The organism is Nocardia sp. 348MFTsu5.1, assembly GCF_000383535.1.
Classification (GTDB): domain Bacteria; phylum Actinomycetota; class Actinomycetes; order Mycobacteriales; family Mycobacteriaceae; genus Williamsia; species Williamsia faeni.
This window is the reverse complement of sequence record NZ_KB911530.1, coordinates 13,068-27,777: the sequence shown is the minus strand read 5'-3', so window position 1 is coordinate 27,777 and position 14,710 is coordinate 13,068. Positions and strand designations below refer to the sequence as shown.

The following is a 14,710-nucleotide window of genomic DNA, read 5'->3' as shown; positions in this document are numbered from 1 at the left end:
GCTATGAATATAGAGACGACAAATGCTGCGGCCCGCTTCGGGAGCGGCAGTCAATCAGGATGATTTCAATTGTTGACTTTTTCAGGATTTGAGCCTTACGGACAGCAGGTGTGCCTGCTCCAGGAGCAGGACACCCATCTCGTGGATTCGCTCATCACGAAAGCGGGTTTGCACGCCGGTCAGGCTCAACGCCCAGGCGGGCCGTCCGGTCCGGTCGAACACCGCAGCGCCGATGCCCCAACTCCCGTCCACGATCAGGGCTGGGTTGACCGCGTAGCCGGTGCGCTTGGTCAATCTGATGCGTTCCCGAATTTTCTCCTCTGAATGCACTGGACCCCAATCTTTTTCGGGTTTCATGCGAGAGAAGTAGTCGTCGACATCGCGGTCCGGGAGATGACTGAGAATCGACAGGCCGGCCGAGGCCACACCCAGCGGGAATCGGATCCCTTCGTGCAGGACATGGGATCGAAGCGGAAAACTGCCCTCCTCCCAGAGAAGACAGACGGTCTCATCACCGCGCCGCGCCGACAGGAAGGCGCTCTCACCGGTCTCGCGGGCGAGCCTGCTCAGGACGTCGCGGGCCTGATCGCTGATGTCGTACCGATTGGCGGCGCCCACACCGAGTAGGTACAACTCGGGGCCGAGCCGCCACCGCCCGGTCTGCGCGTCCCGATCGATCAGCCCTTCGTCGGCGAGCGAGCTCAGCAGCCGGTGCGCGGTGGGCCGGGCCAGTTCGGTGGCCCGTCCCAGATCGGTGGTCGATGCCCCGCTCGGCTCCGCCGCGCCCACCGCGCGTAGGAGCGCGCCGACGCGGGCGACCACATGTGAGCGGGTCGGAGACTGCGCGTTCATCTGATGAACGTACCTCAGCCCGATTTTCGTTCCGCGAACAGTTTCGCGACGTTCTTTCGGTTTACTTGATCCCCCGAGCTGCGACATTGTTGACTGGGAACCGACATCGCAGGCGTTTGTTCTATGGACGATGACCGTTTGCGTGAATGGACGGAATGGGAGAAGCAGTGAGTTCAAAGGTGTACGAGTCGGCCGCGAGCGCAGTCGCCGACATCAAGGACGGCGCATCGCTCGCCGTCGGCGGGTTCGGTCTGTGCGGAATCCCCGATGCGCTGATCGAGGCACTGGCCGACACGACGGCGACCGACCTCGAGGTGTTTTCCAACAATTGCGGCGTCGACAACCAGGGCCTCGGCATCTTGCTGGGCCAGGGTCGGATCCGGCGCGTGACCGCGTCGTACGTCGGCGAGAACAAAGAGTTCGCCCGGCAGTATCTGGCCGGCGAGCTCGAGGTCGAGCTGACCCCGCAGGGCACTTTGGCCGAGCGCCTGCGCGCCGGCGGCGCAGGCATCCCCGGCTTCTACACACCGGCCGGCGTCGGCAGCCCCATCTCAGACGGTGGAATGCCCTGGCGTTACGCCCCCGACGGTTCGGTCGCGATCGAATCTCCACCGAAGGAGACCCGGGTCTTCGGCGACAAACGGTACGTCCTCGAAGAAGGCATCACCGCCGACTTCGCGCTGGTGCACGCCGATCTCGGTGATACCGACGGCAACCTCGTCTTCAACAAGACAGCCATGAACTTCAATCCCCTGGCCGCGATGGCCGGCAAGATCACGATCGTTCAGGTCGAACGCCTTGTCGAACCGGGCGAGATCGACCCGGGTGCCGTGCACCTGCCGGGCGTGTTCGTCAAGCGCATCGTGCATACCGGCCCCCAGAACAAAAAGATCGAAAAGCGCACCGTCGCAACCGAAGGAGCCAAGTGATGTCTGCCCCCACGGTCACCGGATGGACCCGCGATCAGATGGCCGCCCGCGCGGCAGCAGAGATGATCGACGGTGAGTACGTCAACCTCGGCATCGGTCTGCCCACCCTGATCCCGACGTATCTCGGCACCGATGTCCGGGTCACCCTGCATTCGGAAAACGGCATCCTCGGCACCGGCGGCTACCCCACCGAAGACGCCGTCGACCCGGACCTCATCAACGCCGGAAAGGAAACGGTCACCGTCAATCCCGGTGCGGCGTTCTTTGATTCGGCACTGTCATTCGGAATGATCCGCGGCGGCCACATCGACACCGCGGTCCTCGGCGGTATGCAGGTGTCGAAGACCGGCGACCTCGCCAACTGGATGGTTCCCGGCAAGATGGTCAAGGGCATGGGCGGGGCGATGGACCTCGTCCACGGTGCCGCCCGCGTCATCGTGCTGATGGAGCACACCGACCGCGCCGGCAACCCGAAGATCCTCGAGACCTGCACGCTGCCGCTGACCGGCCAGCGTGTGGTCAATCAGATCATCACCAACCTCGGCATCATCGACATCGTCGGCGACGGCACCCTGGTGCTGAAAGAACTCGCACCCGGCGTCACCGCAGACGACGTCATCGCCGCCACCGGCGCAACCCTCACTGTGCAGCTAGAGGGGTAAGGCGGTCTCCATCGGCCCGGAGTTGGTGCCGTCGACACGGCGGTACCACTCCAGGCCGAAGGCCACCCGCAACATGTCGATGGGCATGTCCAGGAACGGCCCGAAGTCGCCGACCTGGGTGGCATGCGCAACCATCGCCGCCCGCTTGGCCTCGATGAACTCCCCCACCTGGAGTTCGGTGGTGATCTGATCGGCCGGGACGCCGATCTTTTCGATATTGGGGGCGTCCTCTTCATCCCACTGCGCGTTGGCCTTGACCAGCTCACGGAAGTGGTCGCGGTTCATCACGCTCTCGTACACGTGGGTGGTGCCGGCGATCTCCGTGGCCCGCTTCCCCACGTGGTGAACCTGGATGTGATCGGGGTGACCGTAGCCGCCGTAGCTGTCGTAGATCGTCACGACGTCGGCCTGCTCTTCGACGAGGATGTCGGCCAACGCCTGGGCGGCAGATTCGACGGAAAGATTCGCGAACGCTTCCGGATTGTCGTTCTCGGGCGTTCCGGCCATACCGGAATCCGAGAACCCCAGCATCACAACACGATGCACTCCAAGCGCTTCCGCCGACTTCGCCAGCTCATCTCGCCGCCTCGCGGTCAGCGTTTCGCCGTCGGCGAGGATGCCCTCGGGAAACTCTCCGGCGGCCCCGTCTGTGGCTGTGACAAGAACAACCCGATGTCCGGCGTCAGACGCTTGGCGCATGGTGCCACCGGTCCCGAACACCTCATCGTCGGGATGCGCGTGGAAACACACAAGAACACTCATGGACTACCCCTGATCTCAGCATGCAGCGCGAACACTGCAGTCTAGCGACTCGGCAAACTCACTCGAACCGACGACGAAACATAGATCTGTTAGCCTGTGCGCCAAGTCGTCCAGCCCGTGCGCGACATCGTCACCATGAGATCACGCCTGGGGGAATCAGCTCATGTCGCATTCACGTATCAGCTATCGAAAACGCCTGTCGACAGCGGCTTTGGTCCTATGGGTAGCTGCCCTGACCGGTGCAATCTTGTCGCCGGCACCAGCAGGAGCAGCACCCCAGTATCCGACACCACTACCGGATGCGTTCTACCGACAGCCCGCGGACATCGCGGACAAGTCACCCGGCGACGTTCTCGCCGTCCGGCCGATGCCCGCTTTGCCCGCTTTTCCTGACGTCACAGTCACATTGATCAAATTCCGGTCCACGAACTCCGAGGGCAAGCCCATCGCGGCGACCACCACGCTGCTCACCCCGAGTAGCCATCAGAGCAACGGGCCGCTGCTGTCCTATCAGCACATCATCAACGGCCTGGGCACCCAGTGCGCTGTGTCCCAGGAGCTTTACACCTCCGACCCGAATCTCGTGATCCGGGAGGCGCCCGGGCTGAACGTCGCCCTCGCCCGCGGCTGGAGCGTGGTCCTCCCCGACCACCTCGGTCCGACAAGCGCCTACGGTGCCGCCAAGCTCGGAGGCCAGATCACCCTCGACAGCATCCGGGCCGTCCAGCGCCTACCCCAGTCGAATACGGCCGAGAGCCGGGTGGCCATGGTCGGGTATTCCGGTGGCGGGATGGCCACCGGATGGGCGGCGGCTCTGCATCCTTCCTACGCGCCCGAACTCAACATCGTCGGTGCCGCGGAGGGTGGCGTACCGATGAACCTCACCCAGATGGCGGAAGGCCTCGGGTATCAACCACATCCGGCGTTCGGACTGGCTTTCGCCGCGGCCATCGGACTCGAGCGCGAATATCCGGACCGGCTGCCCATCAGTGAACAACTCAACGCCAAGGGGCTGGCACTGCGTAACCAGATCGCCAACGGGTGCACCAACGACATCCTCGCGGGTGGAGCCGGCCTGGGCGTCCGACAGGTCGCATCGTCAGAGTCACTCGCCTCGGACCCGCGTGCCCGCGGCGTACTCAACGAAAACAGCCTCGAATTGTTCAGTGGTGTCCCGACAATGCCCATCTTCGAATGGCATGCGCCGAACGACGCCCTGATCCCCGTTGCGGCGATCGAGAACACAATTCGCCGATACTGTGCCGCCGGCACAAAAGTCGACTCCGCCCAGATCCCCAGCCCCGATCACCTGACCACCGCCGTCTTGGGTGCACCCGTGGCTCTGAACTATCTCGATGAACGCTTCCGCGGGATCCCGGCACCGAGTACCTGCTGATCCATCAGAACAGGTAGATCACCAGGATCGCGGTCCAGAGAACGAACAGCCAGGCGTCGGTGGCGAACTTGAGCCACTGCGGCGCCGACCGCACCTCCATGAAGTAGCGGATGATCAACCTGCCCTTGATGAACCCCAGCAGGATCACGGTGACCGTGATCGCGATGTTGGCATCCGCCGCACCACCGGAGTGTCCGGGTGCCAGCCACCATGATCCGATGGTGATGGCGCACAACACGATCCACGCGTAGTTCATGGCGCGCGCGGAGCGGTCGCCGCTCTCGGTCGGATCGGGTGCTGTGGTCATCGGGTCTGCGGTCATCGGGTCACCTCATCACATAGAGCAGCGCGAAGATGACCACCCACAGCAGGTCGACCATATGCCAGTAGGTGGCCCCGGATTCGACCGTCGACACCCGACGACGCCGAGGGTTACGGAGTTCGCGCACAACAACTCCCAACACCACCAACCCGATGACGACATGCAACAGATGCACGCCGGTGAGCACGTAGTAGAACGAGAAGAACTCATTCGAATTGGTGTACCCGTCGGAGATATGCGACCACCACTCGTACGCCTTGATGGCAACGAACACGACGCCGAGCGCTCCGCAGGCATAGATCAGGCGTATCGCCCGTTCCGGATCACCGGATCGGGTGGCCTGGACACTGCGTGCGACACACCACGAACTCGTGAGCAGCACAATCGTATTGACCACGCCGAGGTTGATGTCGAGGTGCTGCTGCGAGGCCAGATATGCCTCCGGTGACATCGATCGGTGCACCATGAAGATGATGAAGTAGCCACCGAATATGACCATGTCGCCGAGCACCATGACCCACATGTGGCCATCGCCGGGCAGATGGTCCTCCCGGTCCGCGAGCGCGGTATCGGTGGAAGGCAAGGGTTTTGTCACTGATCAGATCCTTAGGTGTTCAGTCCAGCGGCGGGGAGTCGACGGGTTCACGCGCGGTGGCGATCTTGAGCAGCACGATCAGTGCGCACAGCCACACGCTGAACACCACCACCGCCCACCAGAACGAGATCGAGCCGTTCCAGGCGAAGGGTCCCGAATCGAATACGAACATCTGCGTTGCGATGACCTCGGTGACGATCTGCCAAATTGTCACGTAGGCAAACCATTTGGGGAAGATCTCGTTCTTGTCGTAGAGAATGGCCACGGCCATCGCGAAGTAGGCGGCCGTGAAACAGCCCAGCGACCCGTTGTACGACAGCAGACCGAGGTCGTACAGCATGCCGAGTTGCTGCGGATCCCGATCGGCACGGAACGTTGCGGTCAGGAAGATCACCGCGACCAGCAGGAATCCCGGCACTGCCCCGACAGCCATACCCGCCATGTAGCCGTAGGCAAAAACCGGCCCGCTCGACATCCGCTTCATGTGGTAGAAAATCAGGCCGTTCGTCAGGGCCGCACCGCCGAGAATCACCAGTAGCAGCGTGAATCCGATCTGGATGGTGGTGCCGTGGGCCTCGAAGAACTCCACCGCCTGAGCGTCGCTGACGTCGGGGCGAGGCGGCGGTGTGACCCGGGCGAAAACCACGAAAACCACACTGAAAATCGCGTAGAACGCCGGAAAGATCCAGTAGATGATCCAGACGTCCGGCTTGCCCACCGGCGCCGGTCGGTCGGCGTCAAGTGATCCACGGTTGGACGCCAGGATGCTCACTGCGCCACGCCTTCCTCGACTGCCTGGCGATGGATCGCCGCCCGGAGCACAACGAACATCACCACCACAAAGGCTGCGACGACTCCGTTGCGCACCCAGAACGCGAGCAGTCCGTCCCAGGCCATCGGGCCGGATTTGAACACCGCCGCCCCGGCCGCGGGGAGCATCGCGATCGCGGACACGAGCGAATAGTGGCCCACCCAGCGCGGGAAGACCGGGTTCGGTCCGTTGTCGAAGTAGACGGCGACCGCGAGGAGCAAGAACTGGGCGAAGATCATGCCGATCGGGGCGACGAACGTGATCCAGGCGAGGTCGTTGAGCAGCAGGACCAGCTCCGGGTTGCGATCGGGCCGGAACGCCGCGACCAGGAAAAAGATGTTCGAGAGGGCGAAGATGGTGGCGCCACTGACCGCCGCGGTGAGGTAGCAGTAGGCAAAAACGTGGCTCTGGGTGGCCATCCGTTTCATCTGGACCACGATGACGATGTAGAACGGCAGCAGCATGACGCCACAGAGGTTGTAAGTGACCATGCTGAACCGGATCCAGGCGGTGTTGTCGCTGTAGAACGCGGCGACCTCTTCGGCCGGCATCATCGGCGACATCGGCGGCCAGAACCCCGGGAACGCGACGAAAGCGATCAGCATCACGACCGCAAATACCAGACCCGTCCACAGTGCGACCAATTGTGTCCGGATGTTCGTGGTCTTCGGTAGGTCTTCGGCCTCGACGAGGATCTGCATGTATCCAGGTAAGCACTTTGACTGACTGAAGTCAGTCAAATCGATAGAATACCGTAATCGGGGGTTAGCAGGAGGTGGATCATTTCGGTCGAGGGCAAGGTTTCGACACGTGAGGCCAAGCGCCTCCAGACCCGGGAGCGGCTACTCGACGCGGCGGTTGCCGAGTTCAAACGCGACGGGATGGCTGCGGCCGACATCGGCGCCATCGTCTCGTCGGCAGGCGTCGCCCACGGGACCTTCTTCTTCCACTTCGCCACCAAAGAGCACGTCCTGCTCGAGCTCGAACGTCGCGAGGAGCTTCGGATCGCAGCGAGCCTGGCAGACTTCTTCGACACACCGCACACCGTTGAGGACACCCTGACCCAAATGGTGCGCGAACTCGAGGACCTGGAACAGCGGCTCGGCAACAAACTGTTCAAAGACTTCCTGGCGCTGCACTTCTCGACAACTCGTCCACCCCAGGAAGAGCGCGATCATCACCCGGCGATCATCGCGGTGATTTCCGAACTCGAACGAGCGCGCGACCGCGGCGAACTACCCCCACAGACCGACGCATTTCACCACGGTGTCTTCTTCTTGCTCGGCCTGTTCGCGCTGCTGGTGACCACACCCGAGGCGCCCGAGATCCGGAGGCCGATAGTCGAGAAGTACGTGGCAATCGCCTTGCAGGGTATGACCAGTACTGCGGTCGGGATCAACGAAGGTCGGGATCCAAACTCAGACGAGTCCAGGTAGCATCCGTGAAATGGGGGAATTGAACGCGAGGCTGTCAGATTTGCGCTTCACAGCGGAGCAGCTCAACGCATGGCATGAGGATTGCGCAACCACGTTCGCAGACTCGCTTCGGGCGATCGACGGGTCGGTCGAAGAAGGCTGGGCCGCAAGCTCTAAAGAATCGATGACAGCGCTATCGACTCGTTGGCAACGACGACACCAGGTCTTGCTGGACCAAGTACTTCACCATGCTCGCGGATTCTCTGCTGCCGCGTGTGAGTATCGCACCACCGACGAAGCCAGCGGGCGGGAAATAGCAAAGGATTCGAACAGATCATCTAGTTGAACCTCTGAGGGCAACCCATGGTTACCGTCGCAGGCATCGATCGATGGAATTCCGAGCAGGTACGAGAAGTCTTCCACCGAACCAGAGAACAGATACTTGCGTGTGACACGATGGTCACCGAGTTTACCAACCTGTCGGTCTTTGAGACCTGGTCAGGCGACACAGCCACTGCTGCAAAGGAATCCATCAGTGGAACGATCCAGGATTTCGCAAAGCACATGGAAGAAGCAGCATCGATAGGTAACGCCGCCCAGTTGGCCGCGGACGACATCGACAAAGCAAAAGCCTCGCTCGCCTCAATACGCGCTGACGCGGAACGTTTGTCATCAACAATTTCACCCGAGGGTCGAGTTGATGGACCACTCCCTGCCGACTGGGACAATTGGGACGAATCTGAAAGGTCGGAGTACCGCTCCGCCAAGATTGCCCTACAAGAAAGACTGGACAATCTCCTGACAGATGCCGAACACATCGATGAGGATTTGGCTGCCGCGATTGATGGAGCCGACGGCGACCTTCCAGTTACCGATGTAGACCCTCTTTACGGAACCAGTAGCATCACGCGGCGAGCGAATCAAGTAAAGGCATTTCAAGACCAGTTCGATCGAGAACCCAAGTCCCCCAACGATTGGAGCATGGCCGAGATGCTCGATACAAACACGTACGACCCAGTTTATCGAGGAGTGAACTCAGAAGTAGTCGTGAAGAAGATCGATAAAGTTCCAGGCGGGGGGCTTCAACGGATAAATGCATTCATCCCGCGTGACAGCGTTAACAACATCCCCCACCAGAACCGCGGCGACAATCGCGGTTTCGATCCCAAAGCAGGACCCGAAGACAGTCGAGTTTCGATATACGTCGACTACGATAACGGCGTAATCGTCATGCGGCAGAACCCATCTGTGGAAATCCCCTCTGGTGCAGTCAAGGTCGATGAGCCTACGTTCGGTGTGGCACAAGACGGAGAACGCGTTCAGGTTACCTTCGAAGCCACCGACCCTTATGCCCCGTTCGATGACCAGAAGGTCGGCGAGTGGGGCGCGAGCACTGTCGGCGCCACAGTCCGAGGAACACTCATCACATCGCCGTTGGACGGCGCCCCAGAAGTGGAAGGGCAGCTCACGAACTATCCCGCATGGGAAGTCTACGACGACAGCAACTCTGGCACGACTACCCCCATGTACCAGTACATGCCGGACGCCTCTGACCCATGGGGGCCCGCACGCCACCTGCCGGGACACCACAAGGTACCTTGAAGGACCCAATGAGACGATTCCTCCGCCCCTATTCTGTGGGACTCTTCTTTCTGGCAATCCCAGTGAGTTACGTGCTCTTCGTAGGCATTCTGATTGTTATGCTCACAGTGGTCGACCGCACCTTTTTCGACGTATCTGACGGCATATACGTTTTCAGTATCTGGTACGGAGTCTCTTGCTATATCTGGATTCCCGCCACATGGCTGATGCTCTCGGTCATCGGTCGCGCTGTGACGAAGCGACGGACCCGCCAACGATCATGAGAAGGTCACTCACAAGCTCGTGATGACACATCCCCACCGCTGACCGGCGATTTGCCTACCGCTTCGATCTGCGCCCCCATCACCGGACATCATCCGGCGCGCGCCTCGCGCCAAACCGGGTCAGCAGCACCAGCATCGGGGCAACGGCGAGGAGCACGGCCAGAGCCACGTAGCCGAACGCGAGAGTCGTGACGGTGGCAACGCCGGCGACGAGCAACGGTCCGCCCGCATCCCCGAGTTCGCGTCCCAATTCGGCCGAGCCCATGGTCTGGCCCATCCGCTCTTTCGGTGTCGATGCGGCCAGCGCGGCAAACCCGAGTGGAGTGATCATCCCGGTGCCGACGCCAATAAGGGCGGCCGCCAGGAGGACACCGACGAGGCCGGGAAGCATGGCCGCTCCGAGTCCCGCGGCGGAAAGTGCCAGCCCGACAAGCAGTCCCGTACGCGTACTCAGGCGTCCGGCATCGCGAGCGCGTCCCACCTGCGGCTGCACGAACGCAGCGGTGGCGGCCAGCACGGACACCGCGGCGCCGGTCGCGATCGTCCCGAGCCCGGCTGCCGCGCCCGACACCGGCAGGAATCCGACCCCGACGGACAGCGCGGCAGTCGCGCCGGCAAGTGCCGCGGTCGGGGCGAGGAATGTGCGGTCGGCCAGCCTGCGGGCCAGATCGACCACGGTCTGCCGGGCGCGTGGCAACGGCGGCACTACGGGAACTGTGATCGCTGCCCAGATCGCCACCATCGCACCGCATGCCGCCATCACCAGGAACAACCACTGCAGGCCTCCCACCCACACGATGACACCGCCCAGCAAGGGACCGAGCGTGTAGCCGATCGACTTGAAGAACCCATAGCTACCGAACGCCCGGCCTTGTGCGCCGGTCGGATTCAGCCGGGCGACCATCGCGGACGCCGCTGGAGAGAATGCCGAGGCCGCGGCGCCCTGTCCCAGTCGGGCCGCCCACAGCCAGCCGGGGCTCCCGGCGAACGCAAACAGCGCGGACGCGACGGCAAACGCGATCAGCCCGCCCAGCAGAACAGGTTTGGCTCCGATCCGGTCGGCAAGCGTCCCGAACACGGGCTTCAACAACACCTCGGCGCCGTCGTACAGCGCGAGAAGCCCACCGAGCACCATCAGAGAGGTGACCGCGTCGTCGGAGAACGCCCCGAGGTTCGCGGCGATACCGTGCGCGCCGAACGCGGTGGTGAAACCGGCCGCGTACAGCGGCCACATGGCACCGCGACGTGGAGTTGGAACTTCGGTCTCCGTCATCGCGAGTCGCCCGAACGCGGCCAGTCCTTTGTCACAACCAGAACCGTAAACCGGTCTCGGTTATGGCGAGCCTGCACCACCGAACGGACGCACGCCCCGGGTCGGCGCATCCAGCTGAAAGATTCTTGTCCCTGTCGGTGGTTCCCGAGAATTACCCCACCACGCTGCCCGGGGCGGGGACCGCCGACAATGGTGGAAACCCGGTCAGCGCATCACCGCGTCGACGTAGCCGGCACCGGCACAACCGCCGCCATCACCAGCACAGCGACACCAATCGAAACGCTCATCCACATGGCGACCCGGCGATGATTCGTGTCTCGCGAAGTGATCAAGCTGAAACCGGACATTGTCGCCCCAAATCGCTGCAACCGCGGCGCGAGAATTCGTGTTCGGAAACTAACGAACTCGTAAATGCCTCTGCCGCAACATCGTTCTTCGACCAGCTTGCGAGCGCAACAATCTAGCCGGGCCCGGGCCCCACAGTCGGGTTCGGCACCGCCGGTCGCACCCGGGTATGGGCGAAAAGAACCGCCAGCCCTCCGATGAGCGAGATGGTGGCCGTGACCACCGCGGCGATGTTCCAGCCGTCGATCAGTCCAGCGGTGGCAGCGCCGCTACGGGGATGGGTCGCGATGACCGCGACGACCGTCACGCCGATGGCCGATCCGACGTACCGGGCGGTGTTGTTGGCACCGCTGCCCATGCCGCCGCGACCCGGCGGAACGCTGGCGACCGCTTCGCGTCCGAGTGCGGCGTTGACCACGCCGCTGGCGATACCGGCGATGATCAAGCCCGGCAGAAACCGGGCCCACCCCGAGCTTTCGCCGATGCCGGTCAGCAACAGCAATCCCGCCGCGACGCCGATCAGGCCGACCGCCAACTGCACCCGGCCGGGGACGCGCGGGGAGATGCGTCGAGCGAGCAACGCGGTGACCACGCTGGTCGCCGACCACGAGAAAAGCAGCAATGCCGCACCGATCGCCGTGATCCCGAGCGCGGAACCGAGAAATCCGGACATGTAGGACATCAGAGCGATGACACCGGCACCGGTGACGAAGGCCGCGAGAGTCGCAGCGACGAACGCTGGGGATCGCAGTAGAGCGAGGTCCAACATCGATGTCGGACTACGGTATTCGACCAGGATGAACAGAGCCAGGACCACCGCGGCCACCGCGAAGAGAATGATTACCGTGGGTTCGATCCAGCCCTGTCTGCCTTCGACCAACGCGGCGAGCAGCGCGCTGATGCCGCCGGCGAGCAACAGGGCTCCCGGGATGTCGAGTCCCCGCCGGTGCTCCGACCGCGATTCCGGGACCAGACGCTCCGCGGCCACCGCGAGGATCACGCAGGCGACCGCCAGGACCCAGTAGGCGTCGTGCCAGCTGTGGACCCGTTCGAGAAGGGCCGACAACAACGGTCCGATCGCGATGCCGGCGCCGACGCTGGCACCCCAGACCCCGCTGGCCGCCGCTCGGGCCGGACCGGGTGCGAACGTGTGCGCGATGATGCCGAGACTCGATGCGATCACCGCGGCACCGCCCACACCCACGACGACGCGCGTCAGCACGAATGCCACGACGTCGGGGATCAGCACTCCGACGATCGATCCGGCCGCCACGACGAGGAGTCCGATCACCAGGGTCCGGCGCCGTCCGTAATCGTCCGCGATCGTTCCCGTCGAGAGCAAGGCGGCAGCCAGGCCGATGCTCATCGAACTGAGGATCCAGGTCGTGCCCGAGACCCCCGCGTGAAGCGAGGCAGCGGTGGCGTTGATCGTCGACAGCGGCGCGGTGAATGCGACCAGGACGAGCATCGTTCCCAGTGCGGCGACGGTAAGCGTCCGGCGGTCCTGCACTGCGGTGTCGCCCACTTCAAACGTCGCCATGGTCACCCCTTGGTCTGCTCAACGAACTATTCCCCGAAACCTAGCATATGGTCTGCTGAACAGACCATCGGTGTAGAGTTGCCCACCATGGCACTCGGCACGGACTACGAGACGCAGGACTGCTCGCTGGCGCGCGCCCTCGAGATCGTCGGCGAACGCTGGACGATGCTGATCCTGCGCGAGACCTTCTTCGGCGTCCGCCGGTTCACCGACTTCCAGCAGCGGCTGGAAATCTCCAAAGCTGTACTCACCCAGCGACTTTCCACTCTGGTCGACGCCGGCGTCCTGGAACGGCAACCGCGCGGGGGACGTACCGACTACGTGCTGACTGAGGCCGGACTCGCCCTGTGGCCGTCGCTGCATGCGCTGATCCGCTGGGGCGATGGCCGCTCCGACCCCGTCCGTCGCCGCCGGATCTTCTCCCACAGCGGATGCGGTGCCGACATCGACGAGTTCGGCCGCTGCCCGGCCTGTGGATCGGTTCCGGGACCCACCGACATCCTCGTGCGGCCCGGTCCCGGACTGGGAGCGCCGACCCGCACCGATCCGATCTCGATCGCGTTGCGCGACGAGCGGGCGTTGCTCACGCCGTTCTGACACAGATGCACACGCTCCGGTCGTATGCACATAATGCATGCAACGTGTGTCTATGAGTACCCGAGCTGCGTGTGGTCAGCACACCAAAAAGGCCCCCAATGTGGGGGCCTTCGTGGAGCCGCCTGCGAGAATCGAACTCGCGACCTTTTCATTACGAGTGAAGCGCTCTACCGACTGAGCTAAGGCGGCGTGCTGCACCAGGCAGCGCCAGCCAGTCTATCCAGCGGTGGCGCGAGGACCAAACCGGCTCACCTCGCTGCCTCGCGGCAAGGCACCAACCCCAGGTCAAAGGCCTTGTTGACCAGGTATCGCGCCGCCGCAATCCGCCCGGGCACATCGGTCGTCGCGCCGGCGACCTCAAAAGCATTTCGGATCACCGCGGACCCGACGAACCCTGCCCACACCACCGACGCGTCGACCGGCATTCCGCCGACGGCCAGTCCGGCGGCATACTCGTCGACGATCCGATCGACCACATCCTCGCCCAGCGCCAGCACCGGACTGTGTCGCCCGAACACCAATTGACCGAGATCGAATCCGACCGCATGGCGTGGCATCTGGGCCAGGTCGATGAGCACGATCGTCCGGTCGTCCCCCGGATCGACGACGAGGTTGTCCGGCGCGGCATCGCCGTGCACGGGCGTCTGGGGAAGCTCCCCGAGGCCGCGGAGGAGACGGTCGATGTGGTCGCCGACCCACAGCAGGTCCTCGACCAGATCGCGGGGCACCACGTGGTCGTCGGGGTCGTCCATCATCCCGGCGAGCAGCCGCCGGTCCATCCCCTCCACTCGCTCACGCGCGATCATCGCCAGCGCGAAGCCGTCATCGAATTGCTGCGACAACGCCGACCCGGCCGCAGCGCGGATACCTGCCATCGCACCCAGCAACCTCGCTGCCCGCTCGAATTGTGCTGCAGTGGAGAATATCTGGACGTCACCGAGATCTTCGAGCCACATCGACCGCAGGTGCGGTCCGTGCCACTGCGCCCCCAGCAGTTCGACCGTCCGAAAACCCTCGGGACAGCAGGGTGCCACCTCGGCCAGCACTTCCGGATCCTGTGACCACGGAAACGTCTGCAGAAAGAACTCCCGGGCCTCCGGGGGAAACTCGGCCAGTGGCGGCCACTCGACCGGATGCCGCAACACCTTGACCACCGCTGTGCCCTGCCCACGGTCACCACGAATACGCACCCGCCACAGGCCCGCGGTCCCCGGCGCCGCGACATCAAAATCCAGCGGTTCGGATGAATGGTCGACGTAGCGCCCGATTTTCAACCGCTGTGCGACGTCACAGAGTGTGGATTCGTCGGGTGTGGGCAGCTCGATCATGACCGGCTCCAGGCATAT

15 protein-coding genes and 1 tRNA gene are annotated in these 14,710 nt (G+C 63.4%); 6 read left to right on the top strand and 10 right to left on the bottom strand.

Going from position 1 to position 14,710, the window contains the following annotated elements:
* Positions 1-81: 81 nt before the first annotated feature.
* Positions 82-852, bottom strand: coding sequence for an IclR family transcriptional regulator (locus tag H290_RS0126420; RefSeq protein ID WP_020109875.1), 771 nt, complete (start codon positions 850-852; stop codon positions 82-84).
* Between the two features lie 146 nt (positions 853-998).
* Between H290_RS0126420 and H290_RS0126415 the strand changes: the two genes are divergently transcribed.
* Together H290_RS0126415 and H290_RS0126410 are read left to right on the top strand one after the other, a co-directional pair.
* On the top strand, positions 999-1,781 hold the full coding sequence (locus H290_RS0126415; protein ID WP_020109874.1) for a 3-oxoacid CoA-transferase subunit A: 783 nt from the start codon (positions 999-1,001) through the stop codon (positions 1,779-1,781).
* Positions 1,781-2,443 carry a 3-oxoacid CoA-transferase subunit B gene (locus H290_RS0126410; protein ID WP_020109873.1) on the top strand — a complete coding sequence of 221 codons (663 nt, stop codon included), beginning with the start codon at positions 1,781-1,783 and terminating at the stop codon, positions 2,441-2,443. Before H290_RS0126415 ends, H290_RS0126410 begins: the two co-directional genes overlap by 1 nt.
* On the opposite strand, the gene H290_RS0126405 is transcribed toward H290_RS0126410, so the two are convergent.
* On the bottom strand, positions 2,432-3,205 hold the full coding sequence (locus H290_RS0126405) for a PIG-L family deacetylase (protein WP_020109872.1): 774 nt from the start codon (positions 3,203-3,205) through the stop codon (positions 2,432-2,434). The genes H290_RS0126410 and H290_RS0126405 overlap by 12 nt on opposite strands.
* A gap of 163 nt (positions 3,206-3,368) precedes the next feature.
* Here H290_RS0126405 and H290_RS0126400 point away from each other — a divergent pair, with 163 nt between their 5' ends.
* Entirely contained in the window at positions 3,369-4,601 is a 1,233-nt protein-coding gene (locus tag H290_RS0126400; RefSeq protein ID WP_028463732.1) for a lipase family protein, read from the top strand.
* A gap of 4 nt (positions 4,602-4,605) precedes the next feature.
* On the opposite strand, the gene H290_RS0126395 is transcribed toward H290_RS0126400, so the two are convergent.
* The 4 genes from H290_RS0126395 to H290_RS0126380 all read right to left on the bottom strand — a co-directional run bounded on the left by H290_RS0126395 (position 4,606) and on the right by H290_RS0126380 (position 7,030).
* Positions 4,606-4,923, bottom strand: a complete 318-nt coding sequence (locus H290_RS0126395) for a cytochrome C oxidase subunit IV family protein (protein WP_020109870.1) — start codon at positions 4,921-4,923, stop codon at positions 4,606-4,608.
* A 4-nt stretch (positions 4,924-4,927) separates the two neighbouring features.
* Positions 4,928-5,446, bottom strand: a complete 519-nt coding sequence (locus H290_RS0126390; RefSeq protein ID WP_081631737.1) for a cytochrome c oxidase subunit 3 — start codon at positions 5,444-5,446, stop codon at positions 4,928-4,930.
* Positions 5,447-5,537: 91 nt separating this feature from the next.
* On the bottom strand, positions 5,538-6,290 hold the full coding sequence (locus tag H290_RS0126385) for a hypothetical protein (protein WP_020109868.1): 753 nt from the start codon (positions 6,288-6,290) through the stop codon (positions 5,538-5,540).
* Entirely contained in the window at positions 6,287-7,030 is a 744-nt protein-coding gene (locus tag H290_RS0126380; RefSeq protein ID WP_020109867.1) for a hypothetical protein, read from the bottom strand. Before H290_RS0126380 ends, H290_RS0126385 begins: the two co-directional genes overlap by 4 nt.
* An 81-nt stretch (positions 7,031-7,111) precedes the next feature.
* Between H290_RS0126380 and H290_RS29880 the strand changes: the two genes are divergently transcribed.
* Positions 7,112-7,765, top strand: a complete 654-nt coding sequence (locus H290_RS29880; protein WP_051122213.1) for a TetR/AcrR family transcriptional regulator — start codon at positions 7,112-7,114, stop codon at positions 7,763-7,765.
* A gap of 342 nt (positions 7,766-8,107) precedes the next feature.
* Positions 8,108-9,346 carry a hypothetical protein gene (locus H290_RS0126370; RefSeq protein ID WP_020109865.1) on the top strand — a complete coding sequence of 413 codons (1,239 nt, stop codon included), beginning with the start codon at positions 8,108-8,110 and terminating at the stop codon, positions 9,344-9,346.
* Positions 9,347-9,688: 342 nt separating this feature from the next.
* On the opposite strand, the gene H290_RS0126360 is transcribed toward H290_RS0126370, so the two are convergent.
* Both H290_RS0126360 and H290_RS0126350 read right to left on the bottom strand, forming a co-directional pair.
* Positions 9,689-10,882: an MFS transporter gene (locus H290_RS0126360; protein WP_028463731.1), complete on the bottom strand. Its 1,194-nt coding sequence runs from the start codon at positions 10,880-10,882 to the stop codon at positions 9,689-9,691.
* 460 nt (positions 10,883-11,342) lie between these two features.
* On the bottom strand, positions 11,343-12,767 hold the full coding sequence (locus tag H290_RS0126350; protein ID WP_051122215.1) for an MFS transporter: 1,425 nt from the start codon (positions 12,765-12,767) through the stop codon (positions 11,343-11,345).
* Positions 12,768-12,854: 87 nt separating this feature from the next.
* Between H290_RS0126350 and H290_RS0126345 the strand changes: the two genes are divergently transcribed.
* On the top strand, positions 12,855-13,364 hold the full coding sequence (locus H290_RS0126345; protein ID WP_020109860.1) for a helix-turn-helix domain-containing protein: 510 nt from the start codon (positions 12,855-12,857) through the stop codon (positions 13,362-13,364).
* Between the two features lie 113 nt (positions 13,365-13,477).
* Here the strand turns inward: H290_RS0126345 and H290_RS0126340 are convergent.
* Positions 13,478-13,553: transfer RNA gene (locus H290_RS0126340), tRNA-Thr, on the bottom strand.
* A gap of 59 nt (positions 13,554-13,612) precedes the next feature.
* Positions 13,613-14,692, bottom strand: a complete 1,080-nt coding sequence (locus H290_RS0126335; RefSeq protein WP_020109859.1) for a phosphotransferase — start codon at positions 14,690-14,692, stop codon at positions 13,613-13,615.
* Between the last annotated feature and the right edge of the window lie 18 nt (positions 14,693-14,710).

What these genes read in the sequence shown, in the direction of transcription:
- H290_RS0126420 (WP_020109875.1), bottom strand. Translation starts at nt 852, where the DNA reads ATGAACGCGCAGTCTCCGACCCGCTCACATGTGGTCGCCCGCGTCGGC.
- H290_RS0126415 (WP_020109874.1), top strand. Translation starts at nt 999, where the DNA reads ATGGACGGAATGGGAGAAGCAGTGAGTTCAAAGGTGTACGAGTCGGCC.
- H290_RS0126410 (WP_020109873.1), top strand. Translation starts at nt 1,781, where the DNA reads ATGTCTGCCCCCACGGTCACCGGATGGACCCGCGATCAGATGGCCGCC.
- H290_RS0126405 (WP_020109872.1), bottom strand. Translation starts at nt 3,205, where the DNA reads ATGAGTGTTCTTGTGTGTTTCCACGCGCATCCCGACGATGAGGTGTTC.
- H290_RS0126400 (WP_028463732.1), top strand. Translation starts at nt 3,369, where the DNA reads ATGTCGCATTCACGTATCAGCTATCGAAAACGCCTGTCGACAGCGGCT.
- H290_RS0126395 (WP_020109870.1), bottom strand. Translation starts at nt 4,923, where the DNA reads ATGACCGCAGACCCGATGACCACAGCACCCGATCCGACCGAGAGCGGC.
- H290_RS0126390 (WP_081631737.1), bottom strand. Translation starts at nt 5,446, where the DNA reads ATGTGGGTCATGGTGCTCGGCGACATGGTCATATTCGGTGGCTACTTC.
- H290_RS0126380 (WP_020109867.1), bottom strand. Translation starts at nt 7,030, where the DNA reads ATGCAGATCCTCGTCGAGGCCGAAGACCTACCGAAGACCACGAACATC.
- H290_RS0126370 (WP_020109865.1), top strand. Translation starts at nt 8,108, where the DNA reads ATGGTTACCGTCGCAGGCATCGATCGATGGAATTCCGAGCAGGTACGA.
- H290_RS0126360 (WP_028463731.1), bottom strand. Translation starts at nt 10,882, where the DNA reads ATGACGGAGACCGAAGTTCCAACTCCACGTCGCGGTGCCATGTGGCCG.
- H290_RS0126350 (WP_051122215.1), bottom strand. Translation starts at nt 12,767, where the DNA reads ATGGCGACGTTTGAAGTGGGCGACACCGCAGTGCAGGACCGCCGGACG.
- H290_RS0126345 (WP_020109860.1), top strand. Translation starts at nt 12,855, where the DNA reads ATGGCACTCGGCACGGACTACGAGACGCAGGACTGCTCGCTGGCGCGC.
- H290_RS0126335 (WP_020109859.1), bottom strand. Translation starts at nt 14,692, where the DNA reads ATGATCGAGCTGCCCACACCCGACGAATCCACACTCTGTGACGTCGCA.